The organism is Filibacter tadaridae, from assembly GCF_900609045.1.
GTDB classification, from domain to species: domain Bacteria; phylum Bacillota; class Bacilli; order Bacillales_A; family Planococcaceae; genus Sporosarcina; species Sporosarcina tadaridae.
The window spans coordinates 21,234-43,373 of record NZ_UXAV01000031.1 but is presented as its reverse complement, the minus strand read 5'-3'; the positions used below and the strand labels follow the sequence as shown (position 1 = coordinate 43,373).

Here is a 22,140-nt window from a genome sequence, read left to right as displayed (position 1 = left end):
GCAAATCAATTCTGTTTTGACATATGTAAGGAGGAATATAATGCGTAATGAAGAGATGTTGCTGATACCTGGTCCGACGCCAGTTGTCGATTCAATCTATGATGCGATGGCAGGTGAAACAAGGGGGCATACCGATCCACGGTTTGTTGCTATTTATAAACAAGCGATTGAACAGACCCGGACGATGTTGAAAACGGATGGTGAAGTGTTTGTCGTTGCCGGTTCGGGGACGATTTCCATGGAAATGGCACTTGTTAATACAGTTGCGGCAGGTGAGAAGCTCTTAATTCTTAGCCAAGGTTACTTTGGGGATCGTTTCATTAAACTGGGAGAGGCTTTCGGAATCGAAGTCGATGTGCTGCAGGCGGAATGGGGCAAGCAGGTATCACCAGAAGAAGTGGAAGCGAAGCTAGCTCAGGGGGCGTATAAGGCAGTTACAATCACACATGCTGATACGTCCACTGGTGTTGTAGCTGATCTGGATATGCTCGTTCCGATCATAAAAAAACACGGAGCGCTCGTAATTTTGGATGGTGTCTGCGCAACAGCTGCGATGGATGAGGATATGAGCAAGGAATATGGCAACCCGGACTATAAGATTGACGTTGTGCTATCAGGTTCACAAAAAGCAATCGGCGTACCACCGGGCTTGGCAATCGTTACGTTCAATCAAACCGCGTTAACTGCACGGAAACAAATTGAACGTGTCTCTGCCTATTATTGCGACATTCAAAATTGGATTCCTGTCATGCATGACCCAGCCAACTATTTTGCCACGCCGCCAGTAAACTTAATTTACGGTTATGTTGAAGGCATGCGCCTTGTTCTTGAAGAAGGCATGGATAAAAGAGTAGTACGTCACAACGCATTCGGTAAAGCGGTGCGTACTGCCCTTAAAGAATACGGCATGAAACCGCTGGCTGTCGAGGAAGTTGCTGCCTCGACACTCAGTTGTATAGTGTACCCTGAAGGCGTGGATGATGCCGCATTTCGGCGAACACTTGCAAAAAAAGGCATCATCGTAGCAGGCGCTCTCGCACATTTAGCGGGTAAAGCCTTCCGCATCGGCCATATGGGCAACACAACAGAAGCCATGCTGGAAAAAGCGGTTGAATTGATTGGTGAGACTTTGAATGAGCTCGGCCATACAGTGGATACCACCAACGCAGTAAAGTGTTTTAATGAACAACTATCCGCGTTAGTTTAAGATGAATCATCAAAACTACCCATTGAGTCTAGTAACGCAGACTTAATGGGTAGTTTTTTTGCCGCGCGCTCAAAAGTGTTACTGAAGCGATCAAAGATAGTACCCGCGCGCTCAATCGGGTTGTCGAAGCGATCAAACAGCGTGCCCGCGCGCTCAAAGATGTAGTCGAAGCGATCAAAGAGCGTGCCCGCGCGCTCAAAGATGTTGCCGAAGCGATCGAAGATAGTGCCCGCGCGCTCAAAGATGTTGCCGAAGCGATCGAAGATAGTGCCCGCGCGCTCAAAGATGTTGCCGAAGCGATCAAACAGCGTGCACGCGCGCTCAATCGGGTTGTCGAAGCGATCAAACAGCGTGCCCGCGCGCTCAAATATGTTGCTGAAGCGATCAAGGATAGTACCCGCGCGCTCAAAAGTGTTGCTGAAGCGATCGAAGATAGTACCCGCGCGCTCAAACATGTTGCCGAAATGATCAATGGGAGTGTCCGCGCGCCCAATCGAGTTGTCGAAGCAATCAATTGTAGTACCCTCGCAAATGGTTATTGAACTACTCATAATAGTCTAGTAACTGTATACTATAAAAGTAAGAAGAAAGGGGATTTGCGGATGTATATAGCGGAGAAGTTGAAACTGGTTGCCAAATCGAACCCTGAAAAGTGCATCACTTCATTTAAAGGAAAAGTAACTTCATATGGAGACTTTTACCGAAAAGCAGAAAACTTGGCGAGTTACTTTCAAGAACTAGGTTATGGAAAAAATGACATTCTCGCACTTTATTTGATGAACTCCGATTCGTTTTTGATTGGTTACTATGCCTGCCAAATTGGAGGATTCACTGTGTTGCCCATTAATACAAAGCTAACTGCCACGGAAACAGCGTATATTTTGACCCATTCGGAGGCACGCGGGATTATTTATGATGAGCGGCTTGCACATGTAATGGATTCACTAAAAGGCAAGTTGCCCGCTTTACAAGATCAAATCGTCATCGGACAATTACCCGGGAAATTCGAAGAAATCATTGACGGCAACCCACGTTCCGCAAAAATACATGAAGCGACAGACAATGATACAGCCGTTGTCTTTTATACGTCAGGTACGACTGGACGTCCCAAAGGGGTTATGTTGACGAATCGAAATGTTTCGGCGGTAGCGGAAATCTGGAGTGAATCGATGGAGATGACCGCCCAAGACCGAATGCATATTGTAACGCCGCTCTTTCATTGTGCAGCGAGCCATGTGTTTAGCATTCCCGTCATTTTTAAAGGGGGAATGGTCATTATTGAAGAGGCATTCTCTCCTGAAGCGACAATTCGCACCATGGAGCAGAAACATGCGACAATCTTTTTTGGCGTACCTGCAATGTACAGCATTCTTCTTAACACACCTGCCCTAAAAGAAGCGAAGTTGCCCGATATGCGACTGTTCTGCTACGGGGCCGCGCCGATGCCTTATGAACTGGTGAAAAAAGTGAAAGCGTTGTTCCCGGAGGTAAATGTGCAGAACTTGTATGGGCAAACGGAAAATTCCCCAGCTGCAACGACGCTGAAAGATCATTTTGCTATATCCAAAATCGGGTCAGTGGGCGAACCGCTTCCACAAACCGAGGTTAAAGTGGTTGATGAGTTTGGGCGCCAGCTGGACGTGGAGCAAGTCGGTGAAATTGTTGTGAAAGGACCCCAAGTAATGAAAGGTTATTTGAAAAACGATGATGAAACGGCACGATCATTGAAGGATGGTTGGATGTATAGCGGAGATCTCGGTCGTTTTGATGAAGAAGGCTTACTATATATAGTCGACCGTAAAAAAGATATGATCATCCGCAGTGGAGAAAATATCTATCCAGTAGAAGTGGAAGAAGCCTTGTATGCGATTCCGGAGGTGCTTGAGGCAGCAATCATTGGCATACCGCATGAAATTTATGGTGAAGTTCCTAAAGCTTTCGTCGTATTAAAAGAAGGCAAGACACTTACGGAACAAGCTGTCATCGATTTTTGCAAAGAACGACTTGCCTCTTTCAAAATTCCGGCTGTAATTGAGTTTCTTGACACCCTTCCACGGAATGCGAGCGGCAAAGTATTGAAAATGACGTTACGTGAACCTATAAAAGCATAAACATTAAATAAGCAGTATGGAACTCAATCAGAGTCCATACTGCTTTTGTTCTTTTTTACACGAATCGCCAAATCGGGTTTATCCGTAAATAGGCCATTTACGCCAAGTTCCTTGAGCGTTCGCATCATTTTTTCATTATTCACTGTATAAGGATGGACATGCAATCCTTCTTGATGCATGGTTTCGACGAATGCATTTGTCACTGTCTTTGCGTTCACCCCCACGCCAGCCGCATATTGCACGAGTTGCTGCCGTTCCTTTTTTGATAATGAAGCTATTTTGTCGAATGCATATAGTTTAATTAACGGAATGGAAGGTTCCATAGCGAATATTTTTCGGAGACTAGTTTCTCCAAAGGATTGGATGATTACTTTCGGTAGTAGGTCATCCCTGCCTATGAGGTCATGCTTCCTTAACTGGCGGACGACCTTCTTTTCTATACCTGGATACGATTTCGGGGATTTTATTTCGATGTAATAATTCACCGTGTCCCCAAAATGGTCAAGAATTGTTTCAAAATCGACAACGGGCAGCCGTTCGAATTCAGGTAATGCATACTCCGGGTTATTTTTGTTGAACTCATTTCCTGGGAAATAAAGCTGAAGTTCGTCGAAATTGATGTTTGCCACCAAATGTTCTTTGTCCCGTAGATTAACTACCGTATTATGTAAAGCGACAAGTTTTCCGTCTTTAGTCAAATGCAAATCAAGTTCGATATAATCCGTCCCCATTCGCTGCGCAAGTTCATAAGCTGCAAGTGTGTGTCCGGGCGCATAAGCGGAAGCACCACGGTGGGCGATAACGAGGAATTCATCGTCCGGTAAAGTGGCTCGATTTGCCGATGGAAATATACAACCATAGGCAAATAATAGAACAATGAATAAAAAAATTTTTTTCATTGCAAATGTACCTCCCAATCTAATTGTAAAGACTTTGTAAATAGGAAGGTGAAACGCCTCCTTCTATCGAAACATATATATATAGAGTAACAGAGTAATGTGAATAATGTGGAAAGTGATAACCCGGTTTACTGACAAAAGGAGCTGAATCGCGTGAAGAGAGTGGAACTTATTGACCTGTCTAAATCATACGATAAACAAATTGACGTCATTTCCGGTATAAACGTGACGATTGAACCTGGAGAATTTTTCGTACTTGTTGGCCCTTCTGGTTGCGGAAAAAGTACAATGCTTCGAATGATTGCAGGGTTAGAGGAAATTACGAGCGGCACGCTTAAAATCGGCGACAAAGTGGCGAATGGTTTGCCGCCCAATAAACGCGAATTATCGATGGTCTTTCAAAACTATGCGCTCTATCCCCATCTTACGGTCCAACAAAATATTGCATTCGGACTTGATGTGAAAAAAGTGAAAAAGCCTGTTCAACAAAAACGAGCAGAAGATGTAGCAGAAATGCTGGGGCTTACGGAATTTCTGCAACGTAAACCTCGTGAACTATCAGGTGGTCAGCGGCAGCGTGTCGCATTGGCCCGTGCCATTGTAAGTGAATCGCCCATTTGTTTAATGGATGAGCCGCTATCAAACCTAGATGCAAAATTACGTGCGCATATGCGTATGGAAATCAGACGGATTCAGCGAACGCTCGGTATCACGATGATCTACGTAACGCATGATCAAGTCGAAGCGATGACAATGGGAGATCGCATCATGATTCTTCACGAAGGAAAAATTCAACAAGTCGGTAAACCAATTGACATTTATAATAATCCTGCCAATCCATTTGTAGCTACGTTCATCGGTTCACCTCCTATGAATTTAGCAAGTGCAAAGAACGATAGCGTGTCATCTACGCTACTCATCGGGGATACCTGGCATTTAGCCCTTCCTGCTAATGAAAACTATAGCCATCCAAGTTCCGAACTGATTGCAGGCATAAGGCCGGAACATTTACGACCCGCAACAAAAGATACACCTGAAGCTGATAAGTTCTATGTGGAAGTCACGAATGTAGAAGTTTTAGGAAACGAAACGGTATTTTCATTTGAATTGGGCGGCAATGAGTGGATGGCTAAATGGAGCGGTCAATGGCATATCGATAGTGGAGATAGAATTCCGATTCTCATAGATACCGGATCACTTTGTATTTTTGAAGCAGACACAGGTGAATTGATCAAAAAGCCGACAGATCTTGGTAACTTTGTTTTTGGCAAAGAGGTACTTCTATGAATACGCATGTGAAGCCGGGGATTTGGAGAAGAACGGGAAATGCCAGAACGGCGTTTCTCTACCTGTTGCCATCTGTCATCCTTTTTTCGGTGTTCGTATTCTACCCGATGTTCAGAACGATTTACCTAAGTTTCTTCCTAACGAATCAAAATGGGGAAGCCGCCCTTCATGTCGGTTTTGAAAACTTTGCTTACTTACTAGAGTCATCTGCATTTTTAAATAGCATGAAAGCTACGGTGTTGTTTGTTTTATATACCGTGCCGATTGGAATTATTATCGCATTGTTTTTCGCGCTTTTGGCGAATGAAAAGTTAAAAGGAATCGGCTTCTTTCGAACGGTTTATTCGTCAACGATGGGTATTTCGGTTGCGGCATCTTCTGTGATTTGGCTGTTTTTGTTTCATCCGAGTGTAGGCGTCTTCAATCGTGTGCTCAGCGTGTTGAATTTTCCGCAGATTCAGTGGCTTCTAGACCCGGAATGGGCGTTGATTTCAGTATCCATTTCAACGATTTGGATGAATACCGGTTTTTCGTTTCTTATCTTACTAGGTGGTCTACAAAATATCGATGAACATCTGTACGAAAGTTCCCGAATAGATGGAGCAGGGTATTTTTACAGATTGCGCCGGATAACGATACCGATGCTGTCACCTACATTATTTTTCATCATCACCATATCGCTCATCAATGCATTCCAGTCATTCGGGCAAATTGATATTTTGACGAAAGGCGGTCCTTCCCAATCGACAAATCTGATTGTCTATTCGATTTACCGTGAAGCATTCATCAATTATCAATTCGGAACCGCCAGTGCGCAGGCAGTCATTCTGTTCATAATCATTCTTATTGTCACCATCCTTCAATTCAAGTTTGGTGAAAGGAAGGTGCATTACCAATGACAATTAGTTTGCCGAAAAAGATCTGGATTTACTTTCTATTAACAGTCACTTCACTGCTTGTGTTTTTCCCGGTATTGTATGCGTTCATGATTTCATTCATGACGGGACCGGAAATTTTACAAGGGAAGTTTTTCCCGCAATCATTCAGTTTGGATAATTATTTCAAGGTATTTGACAGACTTCCGTTAGTCAAATACTTGGTGAACAGCTTTGTTGTATCTGTCGGCGTCATGTTCGGCCAGCTTTTAGTTTGTAGTCTGGCAGCATACGCATTTGTATTCATGCCGTTCAAAGGGCGGGACTTCATCTTCTTCGTGTTCATCTCAACAATGATGATTCCATGGGAAGCGACGATGATACCGAACTTTTTCACTATCCAGAAGTTGGATTGGCTTAATACCTATCAGGGCCTCACGATTCCATTTTTCGCGCTTGCTTTCGGTACGTTTTTACTCAGACAGCATTTCAAGACCATTCCGAAAGAGTTGCATGAAGCGTCACAAATTGCTGGCTTGAGCCGGTTCGCCTTTTTCTGGCGTGTCATTTTACCCGTGTCGAAAACAAGCCTGGTCACACTCGGGGCATATGGTTTCCTCACTACATGGAATATGTATCTATGGCCGTTGCTGATTACGACAAATAGTTCAGTACGGACAGTACAAATCGGTTTGAAACAATTGCAATCCCAAGAAATGTCGACAGATTGGGGGGTGGTCATGGCTGGTGTAATTGTAGTAATCATTCCTACGCTGTTATTGCTGTTTCTCGGACAAAAGCAATTGCAGAAAGGGTTGTCTCAAGGTGCACTTAAATGATGTCCATAAAAATGAAGAGCGGGGTGCTTAAAAGAATGAGAAACCTATTGAAATCATCATTGTTTTGGATTCTGATCTTAAGTTTGGCTGTATTAACTGCATGTACGAATAGCGACAGTAATACGAATGACGAAAAATCGAATGAAGACAAACCGGGCACAGACGAAACTGCCGGTAAAGTCTCCATCGAATTTTGGCATGCCATGTCCGGAACGGGCCAGGAGTCACTTGATGCAATTGTAGAAGGATTCAACGAGTCGCAAGATAAGTATGAAGTGAAGGCTGAATTCCAAGGTACGTATGAGGAATCCTTAACAAAACTCCGCAGTGTAGGCGGGACAAAGGATGCACCCGCGATTACCCAGGTGTTTGAAGTAGGTACGAAATATATGATCGATAGTGGCTATATCGAGCCGGTGCAATCATTCATCGACAAAGATAATTTTGACCTATCTACACTGGAACAAAACATCTTGAATTACTACAAAGTGGATGGCGAGCTTTATTCAATGCCGTTCAACTCGTCAACACCCGTCATGATTTACAATAAAACAGCGTTTGAGAAAGCAGGACTTGATCCTGAAAAAGCACCGGAAACCTTTTCAGAGGTGATAGCTACTGCTGAAAAATTGAAAACTGACGACATGTTTGGTTTTTCAATGCTGACATACGGCTGGTTCTTTGAACAACTAGTTGCAACGCAGGGCGGTCTCTATGTCAATGAAGACAATGGGCGCTCAGGTGACGCAACAGAAGCCCTTTTCAACGGTCCTGAAGGGCTGAACGTATTTAACTTCTTAGATACAATGAATAAAGCAGGTACATTCGGTAACTTCGGAACAAACTGGGACGATATCCGCGCAGCTTTCGCATCTCAAAAAGTTGCGATGTATATGGATTCCTCGGCAGGCGTTGCAGGTGCCATTGCAAATGCACCGTTTGACGTAGGTGTAGCGTACATTCCATATGCGGATGAAGTGCAGCGCAACGGAGTCGTCATAGGTGGCGCATCTCTTTGGATGTCAAAAGGAATTGCCGAAAACGAGCAAGAGGCGGCATGGGAATTCATGAAATACATGACGACACCAGAAGTGCAAGCGAAGTGGCATCTCGACACCGGTTATTTTGCCATCAATCCAAAAGCATATGACGAAGAAAACGTAAAAGAAAAATGGGCTGAATTCCCGCAATTCAAAGTAACAGTTGAACAGCTGCAAGACACTGTGCCGGGGATTGCAACACAAGGAGCACTCATTTCAGTATTCCCCGAATCCAGACAGCAAATTGTCACAGCATTAGAGGATCTATACCAAGGCGCGGACCCACAAGAAGTACTCGATCAAGCTGCAGAAGGAACAAATCGCGCGATGGAGATTGCCAATAAAACGAAGAAATAAAATGCAGTAGAACAACGAGGTCCTCGCTTGCGAAATCGCAAACGGAGGGCCTCGTATTTATATTGCAATTATGCATACACGGGGTTAACTGAAAAAGACCCTACAAAGTATTTAGCCACACTACACAACATATCGCCACCCCCAACAAAATCGCGAACCTACCAACGTTTTCTGCAAACTAAGCCCATATGATTCACTATACATAGGTATCAATAACGTACTCATTGTCACCAAAACCAATGCTTATGCTTTCGACGTTATAAAATAGGCGAGTGCATCGAACTCAGTATATTTAGAAGTGGTAAAAAGGTAATGCTATTCTGCATAAATAGTTATATAATTCAAGTAGGGATAAAGATAGTGGGGGGATATGATGAAATTTACTGTGGCGAAGAAGTTATGGTTCGGCTTTGCGACAATTCTATTGTTACTTGTCGCTGTAGGGGCAATGGGGTTGTGGAGTTCACTTCGTTTAAACTCGGAATACAAAGTCTTGTTGGACGACCGCATTGAAAAAGTGAATGCAGTAGATGAACTTATTTTAAAACAAAATGAAATTCAAGATGATGTGCGTGGTTATTTATTATTTAAAGATAAGTCCTATTTAGAGGCACGTACAGAACATATGACACGCTCAGATGAATTGATTAACAAATTAGATGGACTTCTAGGACAAGCACAAACAAAGGTACTTATGGAAGAAATGAAAGAGGCACGCACTAAGTTTTTGGACTTGCAACAAAACATCGTTAAAAGTATCGAAGAAGAAAAGGAACTAAAAGCAGTGGAGTATGGTCGTGCGTCAGCGACAGTGGGCGATAAAGTATTGGAAAAAGCTGAACAAATAAAGGATATCCAATATGCAGAGCTAAAGAAAACACGTTCTGATCTAAATGCGTTCACGTTGGGGCTTATCTATCTTATAATTGGACTAGTCGCGTTTGCGACCATTGCAGGAATTGTCATTTCCACTATTATTAGCCGCAGTATTTCTCGTCCCGTCCGTATTGTGACGGAAGGGTTGAATGAAATTGCAAAAGGAAATCTAACGATAGATTTGCTCAAAGTGAAAAATAAAGATGAAATCGGTGAAATGGCGACTGCATTCAATACAATGGGAACGGATGTCGCAAATATGGTACGGAAAATTAATACAACCGCACTCCAATTGGCCGTCCAATCGGAAAGGCTATCAGCAAGTTCCGAAGAGAGCTATGCGACCTCCGAAATGGTTGCCAAATCCGCTGAAAACCAGATGATTGGCAGTGAAGAACAACAGCGGATTATCAGTCAGTCCGTTTCATCTATGGGAGAGTTATCGCTAGGTGTTGCTGAAATAGGCAGTAGCAATGAAGAAATGCTACAATCCGCGGAAATGGTGACGAACCTTGTTACAAAAGGTTCGAACGTGGTAGGGGAAGTATCAGCGCAAATGTCAACAATCCATTCTACTATTCAGGAGTCTTCTGAAATTATGAATGAAATGGCCAGCCATTCTGATGAAATACAGTCAATCACAACTCTTATTACCGCCATTGCCGAGCAAACGAATCTTCTCGCATTGAATGCTGCGATAGAAGCGGCGCGTGCCGGGGAATACGGAAAAGGTTTCGCAGTGGTTGCGGAGGAAGTTCGGAAACTTGCGGTGCAATCTAAAACGTCGGCATCTGAAATCGGGGCAATGGTAACGATGATCAGAAATGCTTCACAAAGGGCAGTCACGTCCATTACTGCCGGAGGCGAACGTGTCGAAGCAGGAATTACAGCGACTGAACAATCACGTGTCGTTTTCGAAGAAATACAGGACGCTGTTGGCGATGTAGCCTCAAAAGTCGAAACAGTATCGGCAGCCATTGAGGAAATACAAGCAATGGCCGATGAAGTGACAAACGGCGCAAACGAAATCCAGAACTTAAGTGGGCAAGCCGCCGCCGGAGCAAGCGACACAAGCGCCGCTACAGAAGAACAATTGGCGGTTACAGAAGAGATATCGGTAAGCGCCCAGACACTTGCAAAACTTGCAGAAGAATTACAGGTTGAAATGAAACATTTCAGGGTATAACAAAAGTAAAAAGCGAACAATAATGTCTAATGGACATTGTTGTTCGCTTTTTAAGTTTTGAACGAAGTCAAAATCCAAAATGGTTAACAAGCAGTTTTTAGGGTATCCCAATAGGTATATCACCAAATAAGGAGCGACTAATTATGAATGAAAAAAATCATCAAGAGCAATCAAAGAATCAAGACAACAAAGAATTCACAGGAATGCCGAAAGAGGAGCCCTATCCTGATTTCGAGCCGAAGCAAAGTATAGAGAAACAAGTAGAACAATTTAAGGATACCGCAGAAAACGGTGAAAATACGACCGCTGATAAAAAGAAGTGATGCGTAAGTACTATCATTTAACTTGAGTCAGTACTTTCTGAGGACATTGAATTCCGTGAACGTGATTTGTATAAGCAATACGATATATGTTGAACTAATGGTTCTATATAAACTCCAGCGAAGACGCCTTACTGGGGTAGCCAAAGCAATATGACTGACAGCGGTCTTCTGACCCTCGCTAATTTTGAGTGGCTACCACAAGCACCAAGCGCTGTTGAAAGGATTCTTTATGTCAACATATATAGGTTATTTTTGGGATAGAAAAACGTTCGCCTGCTTCTCTATCAGAAGCGGGCGAACGCAATTCAGGTACTACATGCAATTTGTATTTCACTAAATGGATTACTTGTTTCTAAAGGATCAATTCTTGATACGGTTCATGAAAGTCTTGAATTGGTTTGCCGTAACTTTATCATTTATACCAAAGTTTCCATTTCCATAACCAGTTGTGATGTTGTGATAATAAAGTGTATTTATATATCCTTTTGCCCAATATGTTGCAGAAACGTCTTTAAAAGAGGAATCCGTTTTTCCTTGAAGATTAAATGCTTCAACAAGTACTTTGGCAAGTTGTGCGCGTGTAAGATAGTCATCTGGGTTAAATTCTCCTAAGCTGTTACCAGTGAATATACCAGCCGCTGCAACAGAGACGATTGCCGCTGAATTTGGATGATTTGATGAAACGTCAGTAAATGCTGATTCTGAACCATTATTTTTCAAGTTGAGCTTTTCTGCCAGAATTTCAGCAATTTCTGCCCGAGTTGCGTATTTAACTTCGGCTTTTTGTTTAGAAACTTGAGTAACAGCTGAAGAAGTAAAATTAGCTACACGTCGAGCTCCGATATAGCGGCTACCCCAATAGTAAGGATCGTTAATTGACGAAATCATAACGCCTCTGCTTGTAGAAGCATGAATGAAGTTGCTAGAACCGATATAAATCCCAACGTGGGAGACACCGCTTCCGCTTGTATTGAAGAAGACAAGATCCCCTGTTTGAAGATTACTTTTTGAAACTACTTTACCTGAAGCATATTGTTGACCTGTCGTTCTTGGAACAGATTGTCCTGCTTTGTTGAATACATATTGGATGTATCCTGAACAATCAAAGCCTGATGGGGTTGTCCCACCATATGAATAAGGTGTTCCCATGTAATTACGGGCCGTATTTATAAGAGAAGTAGATGAATTTGCTGATGCCATGGCTGGAACGGACGTTGAAATAAGTAGACTTGCTAAAACTAAAAATAAAAAACGTTTCATAAAGTTCTCAAAATCCCCTTTCGCACATATACATTATAGTGTGCTATGTCTGAGAACATCTTAGCATAGCTAAACCTCTATTTCGATTACAATAACATTACAATAATATTACAAGATATTTAGTTGTTCGAAAATGGCTATTTGACGGGGTTTGTAAGATGTCAAATGGCTTATTTACATACGCCCAAAAGCGATAGTACAATACATTTGTGTAATCTAAGGCATACACGGTTGAATTTGAGGCAGTATGCTATAATCGAATGATAATGGTAATAAGTATAATTTGTAAGGAAAAAAGATGGGATGATAATGAAATGAAAAAAATAGTCGTTTTTAGTAATATGTATCCATCAAAGCAACATCCCACATTTGGGCTTTTTGTTAAGAATCAAGTCGATCTTCTTCAATCGGCGGGACAAGCTGTCGATGTTATTGCGATAGATAATCCCGATAAAGGGAAGCTAACAGCATTAAAGAAATACATGTCGTGGTTTCTCCGTTCATGCATATACATGTTGAAGAATCGGAAACAACTAGCACTTACACATGCACATTACGCATTCCCAACAGGGGTACTATCGCTAGTAGGTAAAAAAATGCTGGGGATTCCGTATGTTGTTACAGTCCATGGCGGTGATATCGATAAGATGGCCGCGAAGAATGTTCGAATTAGGAACTTTACAAGAAAGATATTACAGCAGGGTGAGGCAGTCATCGTAGTTGGTGAGAAACTGAAAAATGATGTTATTCTGCGTTTTGGCGTTCCGGAAAGTAAAGTACATATTTTGAGCATGGGCGTTAATACGACCATTTTTAAACCTGCTGCGAAAAAAGAAGTAAGGGAAGAGCTAAATCTATCTATAGAAGAAAAGGTTATTCTGTTTGTGGGGAATGTTATTAAAGCAAAGGGTCTGTTGGAACTTGTCGAAGCATTTGAAATGGTAAAGTCGACTACACCTAATGCAGCGTTGTATCTGGTAGGATCTCAAAAAGATACCGCTTTTGTCGAGGAATTGCAGTCGTTTATCCAGGAAAGAAAAGTGGAAGGTATTCATTTCAAGTCGGCTGTTGGACAGGCCGACTTGGCGCGATGGATGTCCGCCGCGGATATAGTTGCCCTTCCCTCGCATCATGAGGGATTTGGTCTTGTCGCTTTGGAAGCGATGGCTACAGGGACAAAAGTAGTTGCAACTGATGTGGGGGGTCTTTCGTACTTGTTAAGCGACGGAGCCGGCATTCTAGTCGAACCGAAGAATACCGTATCGTTAGCAGAAGGACTTAAGAAAGCTTTGGACCCAACGATGCTCTCAATTAATGAAGTGGCAGTTCAGCAAAGAGTGACCGCTAATTCTTTCGATAGCATTTTACAAGCCTTGTTGTCGATTTATCATAAGGCTGGGAAAATCTAATTTAAAAACCTTTTTTCTAGGAAAGAGAATACTAAAGATAGTTACAGCCAAGTGTATTTCTTGGCTGTTTTTTTTTTCGTGATAGGTTATTCTGAAAGATGTGAAGTATTCATTAACAATGAAGCCGAATTGCGATAGGGGAGGAGTGTTTTAATTGACAGTAGAGAAGAGAATAGGTGCTTGGTTCGATCACTTTCATGCTAATCCTGAAGTGAGTTGGAAAGAAGTAGAAACAACAGCGAAACTTGCGGAGATTTTAACGGATCTCAATGTAACGCATCAACCATTTGACGATGTAACCGGTTTAGTTGCTGAAATCGGTGAAGGAGATCGAATTATCGCAGTGCGTGCAGATATCGATGCATTATGGCAAGAAGTGGATGGCGAATACAAGGCAAATCATTCCTGCGGTCACGATGCGAATATTGCAATGGTATTGGGAGCCCTGTCTTATTTACAGGAACAGCAAGTGGGGAGTCGCATCCGTTTTATCTTCCAACCGGCAGAAGAAAAAGGGAATGGTGCAAACGCGATGATTGAAAGAGGAGCCATCGATGGAGTGTCGCATTTATTTGGCGTACACTTACGTCCACAAGAAGAGCTTCCGTTCGGTAAAGTGTCACCTGCCATTCATCACGGGGCGGCGGTGTTTCTTGAAGGAAAGATTACAGGGGCAGATGCACACGGTGCGCGTCCACATCAAGGTAAAAATGCGCTTGATCCGCTTTTTGCGATTGCGCAGTTTGTAAAGACCATCCACTTCTCACCGTATGATGCGTATTCTGCGAAACTGACGAAAATTCAAGCCGGTGGGGATAGTCTTAATATTATCCCGGGAACGGCGGAGTTTGCGATCGATGCAAGATCGCAGTCCAATACAGTGTTGAGTGAATTGAAAGAGCGCATTACAACTGGGATTGAGGCAATAAGCGAACTGCATGGTGTATCGATTGCTATGAAATGGAGCGATTACACGCCTGCTGCGGAAGTATCGGAAGAAGCGACACGGATTGCCCAGGAATCGATTGTGGAGACGGTCGGTGAAGAAAATTATGCACCTGCCGTCATTACTTCAGGCAGCGATGATTTTCATTTCTATACAATCAGCCATCCCGAATTAAAAGCAGCGATGATTGGCATCGGAGCGGACCTCGGACCCGGTCTCCATCACCCAATGATGACATTCAACCGTGACGCGCTCGATATCGGAGCACGTGTCCTTGCAGCTACATTAAAGAAGGCGTCTTATTTAGTAAGTTAATAAGGGAAGACCTTCCTACTTCACGAACTGTCGTGAGGTGGGGAGGTCTTTTTTGATTTCATTCTGTAATCCTGCCAGTAGTCTGAATACTTCAATCACCTCCCTCATACCATTACTATAATAAGTTACGACCTTCAGTTCATTAAAGTGAAAGGAGAGGTCCATAGAGAAACGTTTTTCTTTCGTTTAGTAATTACCTACAAATATAAAAAATGATTCGGGGAGGTTACGAGTTGGGGAAAAAGAAGATGTACGGTTTAGTGATTGGTGTGTTGCTAATGATCCTTACACTTTCAGCATGCGGCAGTGGAACCAAGAATATTGCAATAGGTCCTCCGGCTAGCGAAACGAATAATGTATCTAAGCTGATTTTAGAAGCGTATGGCATTGAGGATGGTGATTTCAAGGCATACCAAGAAGGTTTCGGGGATGCGGCTGACGGCGTACAGGACGGCAATATCGATATTTCCATCGGGATTCTCGGGCTTCCAGCTGCCAGTATCGAAAGTTTACAAGCTTCGGCTGGTGATGTGAAAATGCTTAGCCTGTCAGATGAAGCGATAGCACATATTGAAAAAAATTCTGGTTATAAAAGGCTTACTATACCGAAAGAAACATACGATTTTCTGAAAGAAGACGTTGAAACTGTCACTGCCTATGCAATTTTACTAGGCAATACAGATACGATTGACGAGGAACTTGGCTATGAAATTGCTAAGAGTATGATCGAAAATGCAAGTGAAAATACACATGCACAAGCAAAACAAATGACACTGGAAAATGCACTGAGAGGTGCTGAAGGGCTCTTAATTCATCCGGGTGCTAAAAGATATTATGAAGAACAAGGATTGACAGTTGACAACGAAGTAGCAAAACTCACTGCGGATGCAAGTAATCGGAAAGAAGAATTCATTCTCGGGACAGGTAGTCAAGGAGGAACGTATTATCCGCTTGGAGGCGAGATGGCTAACCTTTGGAATAAATATATCGATAAAGTGAATGTAACCAATACGGAAACAGGTGCTTCGGTTGAAAACCTTTCATCCATTCGCGATGGTCATATGGACCTTGGCATGTCGGTTCATGTACCGGCTCAACAAGCGCTGGCGGGAGAAGCAGATTTTAAAGGGAATGAAGTGAAAAACGCAGCGTTCATCGGTCATATTTATCCTGAAGTTATTCAAATTGTTACTAGAGAAAAGTTTAAAATCAAAAGTTTTGACGATGTGAAATAATACGATTGCATAGCGGTTAATGGGAGGAAGGGAGTGAAGTATGAAAAAACAAAAAGTCGTCGATGCGCAAGATATTCTTGAGAAGTATGATAAGGAGAACCAGTTCCGTACCGAAATTGGAAAGTGGGCATGGGTCATCACATTTCTTGGTGTTTCGCTCACAATCTTTCATCTGTATACGGGATACTTCGGTGTACTCCCTTCTCAAAAGCAGGGTGCCGTCCATCTCGGAACGGCGTTAGGAATTGTATTTCTTCTTTATCCTGCAAGAAAAGCATGGAGAAAGACGCAAAAGACTGTACCCTGGTATGACATCGTTCTAGCATTTACAGCAATGTATGTGACATACCATAAAATATTCTTTTTCGAATCAATTTTACAAAGTAGGATTTCAGGCTATAGCACACTCGACATGATTATATCATTACTGGGGATTGCACTTGTACTGGAAGCGACGAGAAGAACAGTCGGGCTACCGATTGTTATCGTGGCAAGCACGGCAATACTCTATGCGGTTTTTGGAAACTACATTCCCACACATATTTTGTCCCATCCTGGATTTTCAGTCGATCGCATTGTGACAAACTTATGGTATCAGGAAAGCGGTGTGTTCGGTACACCCATTCAAATTTCAGCAAAGTTCATATTTCTTTTCCTATTCTTCGGCGTGCTGCTTGTGAATACACCAATCGGTAAGTTTTTCAATGATCTGGCTTTCTCTTTAACGGGAAAGTATACAGGCGGCACGGCGAAAGCGGCAGTAGTTGCTAGCGCATTGCAGGGTACAGTTTCCGGAAGCTCTGTTGGAAATACAGTTGCTACAGGATCATTTACCATTCCGATGATGAAAAAAGCAGGATTCAAACCCGAGTTCTCTGCGGCGACTGAAGCTGCCGCTTCGACAGGCGGCCAAGTAATGCCTCCGATGATGGGGGCGGCGGCATTCATTATGATGGAGTATCTAGGCGTCAACTATTCAACTATTATGTTGGCAGCCTTTATACCCGCTATTCTCTACTTTACTGGTATTTTCATCGGAACGCATTTTGAAGCTAAAAGATTGAAGATTTTTGGTTTACCGAAAGCTGAACTACCGATTTTTAGAAGAATAATAATTCGAAATGGATATATGCTAACACCACTTTTTGTAATTATAGGCACAATCATGACTGGTTCTACTCCGCAACGTGCAGCACTTTACGGGATTCTTGCTGCATTCCTTGTTTCACTCGTACGAAAAGATTCACGGATGAATTTCAAGAAAATCATCTATGTACTCGAGCAAGGTGGAAGGGTTGCATTGCCGGTTATTGCGGCAGTGGCGACAGCCGGAATTATTGCAGGGGTCGTCAGTATGACAGGATTGGGCGCCAAGTTTGCCTCAGGAATCATCGCTTTGTCAAGCGGGCATCTAATTCTTGCCCTAATTTTCACAATGATTGCCTGTATCATACTTGGCATGGGACTGCCGACGACAGCAAATTATGTTGTGACGGCGACGATTGCCGCTCCTGCATTGATTAATGAGTTTGGAGTCGCTCCAATTGCTGCACATATGTTCGTCTTTTACTTCGGCATTGTGGCTGACATTACGCCACCAGTTTGTCTTGCAGCCTATGCGGGTGCAGGTATCGCAAAAGCAAATCCGTTTAAAACCGGGGTTACAGCCGTGAAACTGGCAATTGCCGCTTTCATCATCCCATTTGTGTTCATCTATAATCCAATTCTTCTCTTCGTTAATGCAACGCCAATTATGCTCATACTCGGTGTTGCAACAGCGTTACTAGGAATGATTGGTGTAAGTAGTGCCGTCATCGGCTATTTTGTCCGCAATTCGAAAATGTGGGAACGGATCATCTTGTTTGGAGCGGGGTTGATGCTTATCATTCCCGAACCGTTGACAAGTGGAATCGGTATTGTTCTGTTAGCACTTATCTGGTTTATCCAAAAGAAAAGGCCGGATGGGGATAAAAATACAACAATGCTTGTTGTATAAACTACATCAACAAAAAGGCTATCCAGTAAATGGATAGCCTTTTTTCCACCTCTAAAATACAGCTTACATGAAAAAGTTCTTTTCACCGATGCGTTCATAAAGGCCACTCTTTTTGAAAAGGGATAGTTTATCCTTCGGCAATCGTTTGATGATCACTTGTATCCCTGCTTTTTCAGCGTCTTCAAGTAATGTATAAAGTATAGCTTCACCTGTGGCATCCATGACAGACAAATGCTTCAAGTCCAGTATGACTTTCTTCGTTCCCGCTGGAAGTAAAGAAGGGTATACATCTTCAAACACTTTTGCTGTTCCGAAAAAAAGAGGACCATCCACGATAAACTTCGTAAGTGAATCAGTGCCGTCCTTGCCGAATGTAACAATCTCGACATCAGATAGTTCCGCTTCTTTTAGTACAAGCTTGCCGCTCATTTTCTTAAGAAATGACAGGGCGGCAAGTAATATCCCTACTTGGACAGCAATCGTTAAGTTGATGAAGATCGTAAGTAAGAACGTTGTTACTAAAACGATTGAGTCACCCGAACGAACCGATAGGATATGGGTGAACGCTTTCCGTGCACTCATATTCCAAGCGACGAACATAAGAATAGGTGCCATCGCTGCAAGTGGGATGTACGATGCGTAAGGTGCAAAAATCAAGAGGAAAGATAGAACAAAGACACTTTGGACAACGCCTGATAATGGACTGACCGCGCCTGATCGAATATTGGTAGCCGTCCTTGCAATTGCACCGGTTGCCGGGATACCACCAAATAAAGGCGTAATGATATTAGCAATCCCCTGGCCGAATAGTTCTCGTTTGGAGTCATGTTTTTCTCCAACTTTCATCCCATCCGCAACAACTGCAGATAATAGCGATTCAATGGCACCGAGTGAGGCTATGATGAGTGCAGGCTGCCAAAGATCTACTAATTTCGTCAATGTAATATGTGGAAATTGGAATGTTGGAAGTGTCTGTGGGATACCACCAAATGCGGTACCGATTGTTTCGATTTTACCAGGGAAAAAGAAGAAAGATAGAATTGTAGGAATCACAAGAGCGACGAGTAGTACAGGTATTTTAGGTGCAATCTTCGGTAAAACGAAAATGACCACAAGTCCAATCAAAGCAACAACGATACTGTATAGGTTAATCGTATGGAACTGTCTAAATAGATCAATCATGTTTTCATGAAAGAATTCTTTATCTTCCAGACCTGAAAGTCCGAAAAAGTTAGCCAACTGCCCCATAAAGATGATAACGGCTATTCCTGTAGTGAATCCGATTGTCACAGACCGGGGGACGAAGTGAATCAGATTGCTCACACCCAGACAGCTCATAATGACAAGGAAAATACCGGCTAGGAATCCTGCCAGTAACAAATCCTCATAGCCATATTGGAGAACAATTGCAAGTAAAATAGGAATGAATGCGCCTGTCGGGCCCGCAATTTGATAGCGTGAACCCCCAAGTAATGCGACTAGGAATCCCGCGATAATGGTCGTGTACAACCCGTATTCAGGCTTAACGCCTGAAGCGATTGCAAAAGCCATCCCAAGTGGAATGGCTACAATACCGACAGTAATCCCAGCAATTAAATCCTTGCGGAAGCCCGACATATTATAATCAAGAAAGCGATTATCCTTGAACATAAATCTCACTCCATCAATGACGATTTTTTGCCAATCTTCCTATTACTAGTATATACATTACTTTCTCGACTGACAATAGATGATAGAGGGATTCGACTTGGAATACTAGGTTACTAAATTGAACAAACGAAAGTTTTTAGTGATTTGCTTCGACTCAATACTTTCGGAAATAAAAAAACGACTCCCTTTTCAATTGGAAGTCGTTTCATTTCATTCAGAAAGCATATTCTTTTAACAAACTTTCAAGTTTAAGTGCAAGCCCGATATTGCCTTTTACCTTCAATTTGCTCATCATGAAGGCGGCTGTGGAATTCAAATTACCCGCAAGTAATTTCTTGAAATCTTTTACACTCATTTTAAGCGCACACTCGACTTCACCGGGATCCCCCATAATTGTTTCAGCTTTGCCTTCCGACAATTTTAAGCCGAACATACCACCGTCTTCACCCGACAAGTCGAAAGAATAAGACGTGTTCATCTTTGCAATCGGTTCTGGATTGCCGTTCAATTGTGCATCGATTTCATTCCAAATGGATTCCATAGACATTTCATCGAAATTCAAAATAAACACTCCTTATCAAAATGAATAAGTATTCAGTATATCATCACTCGAACAGAAACGCTGAAGTGTTTGAAAATTATATCCGTTTTTTAAATAGTGGACTAAGTACAAGACCGATAAGTGCGCCGACTATCGCAGGAACAAGCCAACCAATCTGTTGTTCATAAAGTGGTAGATTGGATAGTATCGATGTGACCGGTTTAACATCGATAGATGCACCGAGCAAGCCGTCGAAGATGCTGACGAAAGCGGTTGGAACTAAAGCCATAATATAGACGACCGGCTTTCTTCCGAACCATTTGTCTACAAAAGATAGAAGTACTAAAACGATAGCTAGTGGATAAATCATTAATAATACTGGAATTGAAATAGCAATGAGCTGAGTTAAACCTACATTCGCGAATAATGCACTGAATATCGCAAAGATGAAAACAAATGTCTTGTATGATAAACGGGGCATTACTTCACTGAAATATTGCGCACACGCTGATACAAGACCAATAGATGTTGTTAAACAGGCGAAAATGATTGTAATCGCAAGAATGATCGATCCATAAGACCCGTATAACACTTTTGAGGCAAGCGCTAAAACGGTTCCGCCATTTTCTTGAATGCCGATTACACTGGTACTAGTTGCACCGATGTAGCCTAGCGATATGTATACGAGTGCCAAACCGATTGCTGCGATACTACCAGCAAAGATCATGGCTTTCATTTGTGCACGGCTTCCTGTAACGCCTTCCGCTTTAAAGGTGTTAATGATGACGATACCGAAAACAAGGGCTGCAATAACATCCATTGTCAAATAGCCTTCGACAAAACTACGGAAAAATGGTTTCGTCAGATAATCCCCTTGCGGCTGTCCAATATCACCCATCGGCGTTACAATGCTTTTCACAGCAAGTGCACCAATAACCAAGAACAGAACAGGTGTCAAAACTTTACCGATGCGATCGACTAGTTTCGCAGGGTTTAGCGCAAGCGCTATTGTAATGATGAAAAAGACGACTGTAAATACTGCAAGTGGCCAATTGGAGACTGCTACAGTGTCCGGTAAGAACGGTGCGATACCGATTTCATAGGAAACAGTAGCCGTTCTTGGAATACCAAAGAAAGGACCGATTGCCAAGTACACAATCATTGTGAAAGCTATTCCAAAAACTGGGTTAACTCGGTTAGCAATCGTTTGCAAGCCGCCTCCAGCATTGGCTATGGCAAGAATCGCGAGCAAAGGCAAGCCGACTCCAGTAATCAGAAATCCAATCATAGAGATGAAAAGGTCGTCCCCAGCCATTTGACCAAGTAAGGGCGGGAATATTATATTGCCAGCTCCAAGAAACAAAGCGAAGAGCATAAGACCGATGACAAAATTCTTCTGTATAGACATTAAAACGACATCTCCCAACTAGACTTATTAACTAAGTACTTCATAGATTAGTATATCGCGAAATAGGGTCAATTGTCTAATAAATATAGCGCTAAGTTAGGAAAAGTGCGTATTCATTTATTTTTCAAATACAAATAAATTGATGAAATACCGCTGTAAAGGGAATGTTTTCAGTAGATTTCAGTATCACTTATTCGACATATTTCGCATTCGTTTTCAGATTGAACTGTCGATATAAAAGGTATAGGTTGATTAGAAGTAATTAGAGTGAGTATTTAGAACTTACCTTAAGAGGAACAACGACCTTATGATCGCAAAAAAACACGATTTGTTTTACGGTTTACTTCAATCCGTGTAAAATGAGAAGAGGTCAGACAACC

At 42.5% G+C, this 22,140-nt stretch carries 18 protein-coding genes; 12 read left to right on the top strand and 6 right to left on the bottom strand.

From position 1 onward, the window contains the following. Positions 1-40 precede the first annotated feature (40 nt). Positions 41-1,207: a pyridoxal-phosphate-dependent aminotransferase family protein gene (locus tag FILTAD_RS05460; protein WP_124069505.1), complete on the top strand. Its 1,167-nt coding sequence runs from the start codon at positions 41-43 to the stop codon at positions 1,205-1,207. On the opposite strand, the gene FILTAD_RS05455 is transcribed toward FILTAD_RS05460, so the two are convergent. Further along, positions 1,204-1,662, bottom strand: coding sequence for a hypothetical protein (locus tag FILTAD_RS05455; protein WP_148085382.1), 459 nt, complete (start codon positions 1,660-1,662; stop codon positions 1,204-1,206). The genes FILTAD_RS05460 and FILTAD_RS05455 overlap by 4 nt on opposite strands. Before the next feature lie 147 nt (positions 1,663-1,809). Here FILTAD_RS05455 and FILTAD_RS05450 point away from each other — a divergent pair, with 147 nt between their 5' ends. Continuing rightward, positions 1,810-3,318 (top strand): class I adenylate-forming enzyme family protein, encoded by a 1,509-nt coding sequence (locus FILTAD_RS05450; protein WP_124069503.1) that lies wholly within the window; start codon positions 1,810-1,812, stop codon positions 3,316-3,318. Between the two features lie 23 nt (positions 3,319-3,341). On the opposite strand, the gene FILTAD_RS05445 is transcribed toward FILTAD_RS05450, so the two are convergent. Continuing rightward, positions 3,342-4,217, bottom strand: a complete 876-nt coding sequence (locus tag FILTAD_RS05445) for a glycerophosphodiester phosphodiesterase family protein (RefSeq protein WP_124069502.1) — start codon at positions 4,215-4,217, stop codon at positions 3,342-3,344. A 153-nt stretch (positions 4,218-4,370) separates the two neighbouring features. Between FILTAD_RS05445 and FILTAD_RS05440 the strand changes: the two genes are divergently transcribed. From FILTAD_RS05440 to FILTAD_RS05415, 6 genes are all read left to right on the top strand, one after another. Further along, positions 4,371-5,504: an ABC transporter ATP-binding protein gene (locus FILTAD_RS05440; RefSeq protein WP_124069501.1), complete on the top strand. Its 1,134-nt coding sequence runs from the start codon at positions 4,371-4,373 to the stop codon at positions 5,502-5,504. Continuing rightward, on the top strand, positions 5,501-6,403 hold the full coding sequence (locus tag FILTAD_RS05435) for a carbohydrate ABC transporter permease (RefSeq protein WP_124069500.1): 903 nt from the start codon (positions 5,501-5,503) through the stop codon (positions 6,401-6,403). Before FILTAD_RS05440 ends, FILTAD_RS05435 begins: the two co-directional genes overlap by 4 nt. After that, entirely contained in the window at positions 6,400-7,218 is an 819-nt protein-coding gene (locus tag FILTAD_RS05430; protein ID WP_415579411.1) for a carbohydrate ABC transporter permease, read from the top strand. Before FILTAD_RS05435 ends, FILTAD_RS05430 begins: the two co-directional genes overlap by 4 nt. A 47-nt stretch (positions 7,219-7,265) precedes the next feature. After that, positions 7,266-8,615, top strand: coding sequence for an ABC transporter substrate-binding protein (locus tag FILTAD_RS05425; protein WP_415579412.1), 1,350 nt, complete (start codon positions 7,266-7,268; stop codon positions 8,613-8,615). A gap of 373 nt (positions 8,616-8,988) precedes the next feature. After that, the gene (locus FILTAD_RS05420) at positions 8,989-10,677 is read left to right on the top strand and encodes a methyl-accepting chemotaxis protein (protein WP_160117568.1); all 1,689 of its coding nucleotides are present in this window, start codon (positions 8,989-8,991) and stop codon (positions 10,675-10,677) included. Between the two features lie 143 nt (positions 10,678-10,820). Beyond that, positions 10,821-11,000, top strand: coding sequence for a hypothetical protein (locus FILTAD_RS05415; RefSeq protein ID WP_124069497.1), 180 nt, complete (start codon positions 10,821-10,823; stop codon positions 10,998-11,000). 360 nt (positions 11,001-11,360) lie between these two features. On the opposite strand, the gene FILTAD_RS05410 is transcribed toward FILTAD_RS05415, so the two are convergent. Continuing rightward, entirely contained in the window at positions 11,361-12,260 is a 900-nt protein-coding gene (locus FILTAD_RS05410; RefSeq protein ID WP_124069496.1) for a C40 family peptidase, read from the bottom strand. 314 nt (positions 12,261-12,574) lie between these two features. Here FILTAD_RS05410 and FILTAD_RS05405 point away from each other — a divergent pair, with 314 nt between their 5' ends. The 4 genes from FILTAD_RS05405 (at position 12,575) to FILTAD_RS05390 (ending at position 18,161) form a co-directional block, all read left to right on the top strand. After that, on the top strand, positions 12,575-13,669 hold the full coding sequence (locus FILTAD_RS05405; RefSeq protein ID WP_160117567.1) for a glycosyltransferase: 1,095 nt from the start codon (positions 12,575-12,577) through the stop codon (positions 13,667-13,669). A 154-nt stretch (positions 13,670-13,823) separates the two neighbouring features. Next, on the top strand, positions 13,824-14,930 hold the full coding sequence (locus FILTAD_RS05400; RefSeq protein WP_124069494.1) for an amidohydrolase: 1,107 nt from the start codon (positions 13,824-13,826) through the stop codon (positions 14,928-14,930). A gap of 233 nt (positions 14,931-15,163) precedes the next feature. After that, on the top strand, positions 15,164-16,165 hold the full coding sequence (locus FILTAD_RS05395; RefSeq protein WP_238988154.1) for a TAXI family TRAP transporter solute-binding subunit: 1,002 nt from the start codon (positions 15,164-15,166) through the stop codon (positions 16,163-16,165). A gap of 40 nt (positions 16,166-16,205) precedes the next feature. Further along, positions 16,206-18,161: a TRAP transporter permease gene (locus tag FILTAD_RS05390; RefSeq protein ID WP_124069492.1), complete on the top strand. Its 1,956-nt coding sequence runs from the start codon at positions 16,206-16,208 to the stop codon at positions 18,159-18,161. A 63-nt stretch (positions 18,162-18,224) separates the two neighbouring features. Here FILTAD_RS05390 and FILTAD_RS05385 read toward each other — a convergent pair whose 3' ends face one another. The 3 genes from FILTAD_RS05385 to brnQ form a co-directional block, all read right to left on the bottom strand. After that, positions 18,225-19,811: a SulP family inorganic anion transporter gene (locus FILTAD_RS05385; protein ID WP_124069491.1), complete on the bottom strand. Its 1,587-nt coding sequence runs from the start codon at positions 19,809-19,811 to the stop codon at positions 18,225-18,227. 214 nt (positions 19,812-20,025) lie between these two features. Next, entirely contained in the window at positions 20,026-20,373 is a 348-nt protein-coding gene (locus FILTAD_RS05380; protein ID WP_124069490.1) for an SCP2 sterol-binding domain-containing protein, read from the bottom strand. A 76-nt stretch (positions 20,374-20,449) separates the two neighbouring features. Beyond that, positions 20,450-21,760 carry a branched-chain amino acid transport system II carrier protein gene (gene brnQ, locus FILTAD_RS05375; protein WP_124069489.1) on the bottom strand — a complete coding sequence of 437 codons (1,311 nt, stop codon included), beginning with the start codon at positions 21,758-21,760 and terminating at the stop codon, positions 20,450-20,452. Positions 21,761-22,140: the final 380 nt, after the last annotated feature.

Excerpts from the sequence above, each read along its gene's own strand:
- FILTAD_RS05390 (WP_124069492.1), top strand. The coding sequence starts at position 16,206 with ATGAAAAAACAAAAAGTCGTCGATGCGCAAGATATTCTTGAGAAGTAT.
- FILTAD_RS05410 (WP_124069496.1), bottom strand. The coding sequence starts at position 12,260 with ATGAAACGTTTTTTATTTTTAGTTTTAGCAAGTCTACTTATTTCAACG.
- FILTAD_RS05405 (WP_160117567.1), top strand. The coding sequence starts at position 12,575 with ATGAAAAAAATAGTCGTTTTTAGTAATATGTATCCATCAAAGCAACAT.
- FILTAD_RS05450 (WP_124069503.1), top strand. The coding sequence starts at position 1,810 with ATGTATATAGCGGAGAAGTTGAAACTGGTTGCCAAATCGAACCCTGAA.
- brnQ (WP_124069489.1), bottom strand. The coding sequence starts at position 21,760 with ATGTCTATACAGAAGAATTTTGTCATCGGTCTTATGCTCTTCGCTTTG.
- FILTAD_RS05445 (WP_124069502.1), bottom strand. The coding sequence starts at position 4,217 with ATGAAAAAAATTTTTTTATTCATTGTTCTATTATTTGCCTATGGTTGT.
- FILTAD_RS05430 (WP_415579411.1), top strand. The coding sequence starts at position 6,400 with ATGACAATTAGTTTGCCGAAAAAGATCTGGATTTACTTTCTATTAACA.
- FILTAD_RS05460 (WP_124069505.1), top strand. The coding sequence starts at position 41 with ATGCGTAATGAAGAGATGTTGCTGATACCTGGTCCGACGCCAGTTGTC.
- FILTAD_RS05455 (WP_148085382.1), bottom strand. The coding sequence starts at position 1,662 with ATGTTTGAGCGCGCGGGTACTATCTTCGATCGCTTCAGCAACACTTTT.
- FILTAD_RS05415 (WP_124069497.1), top strand. The coding sequence starts at position 10,821 with ATGAATGAAAAAAATCATCAAGAGCAATCAAAGAATCAAGACAACAAA.
- FILTAD_RS05385 (WP_124069491.1), bottom strand. The coding sequence starts at position 19,811 with ATGTTCAAGGATAATCGCTTTCTTGATTATAATATGTCGGGCTTCCGC.
- FILTAD_RS05435 (WP_124069500.1), top strand. The coding sequence starts at position 5,501 with ATGAATACGCATGTGAAGCCGGGGATTTGGAGAAGAACGGGAAATGCC.
- FILTAD_RS05420 (WP_160117568.1), top strand. The coding sequence starts at position 8,989 with ATGAAATTTACTGTGGCGAAGAAGTTATGGTTCGGCTTTGCGACAATT.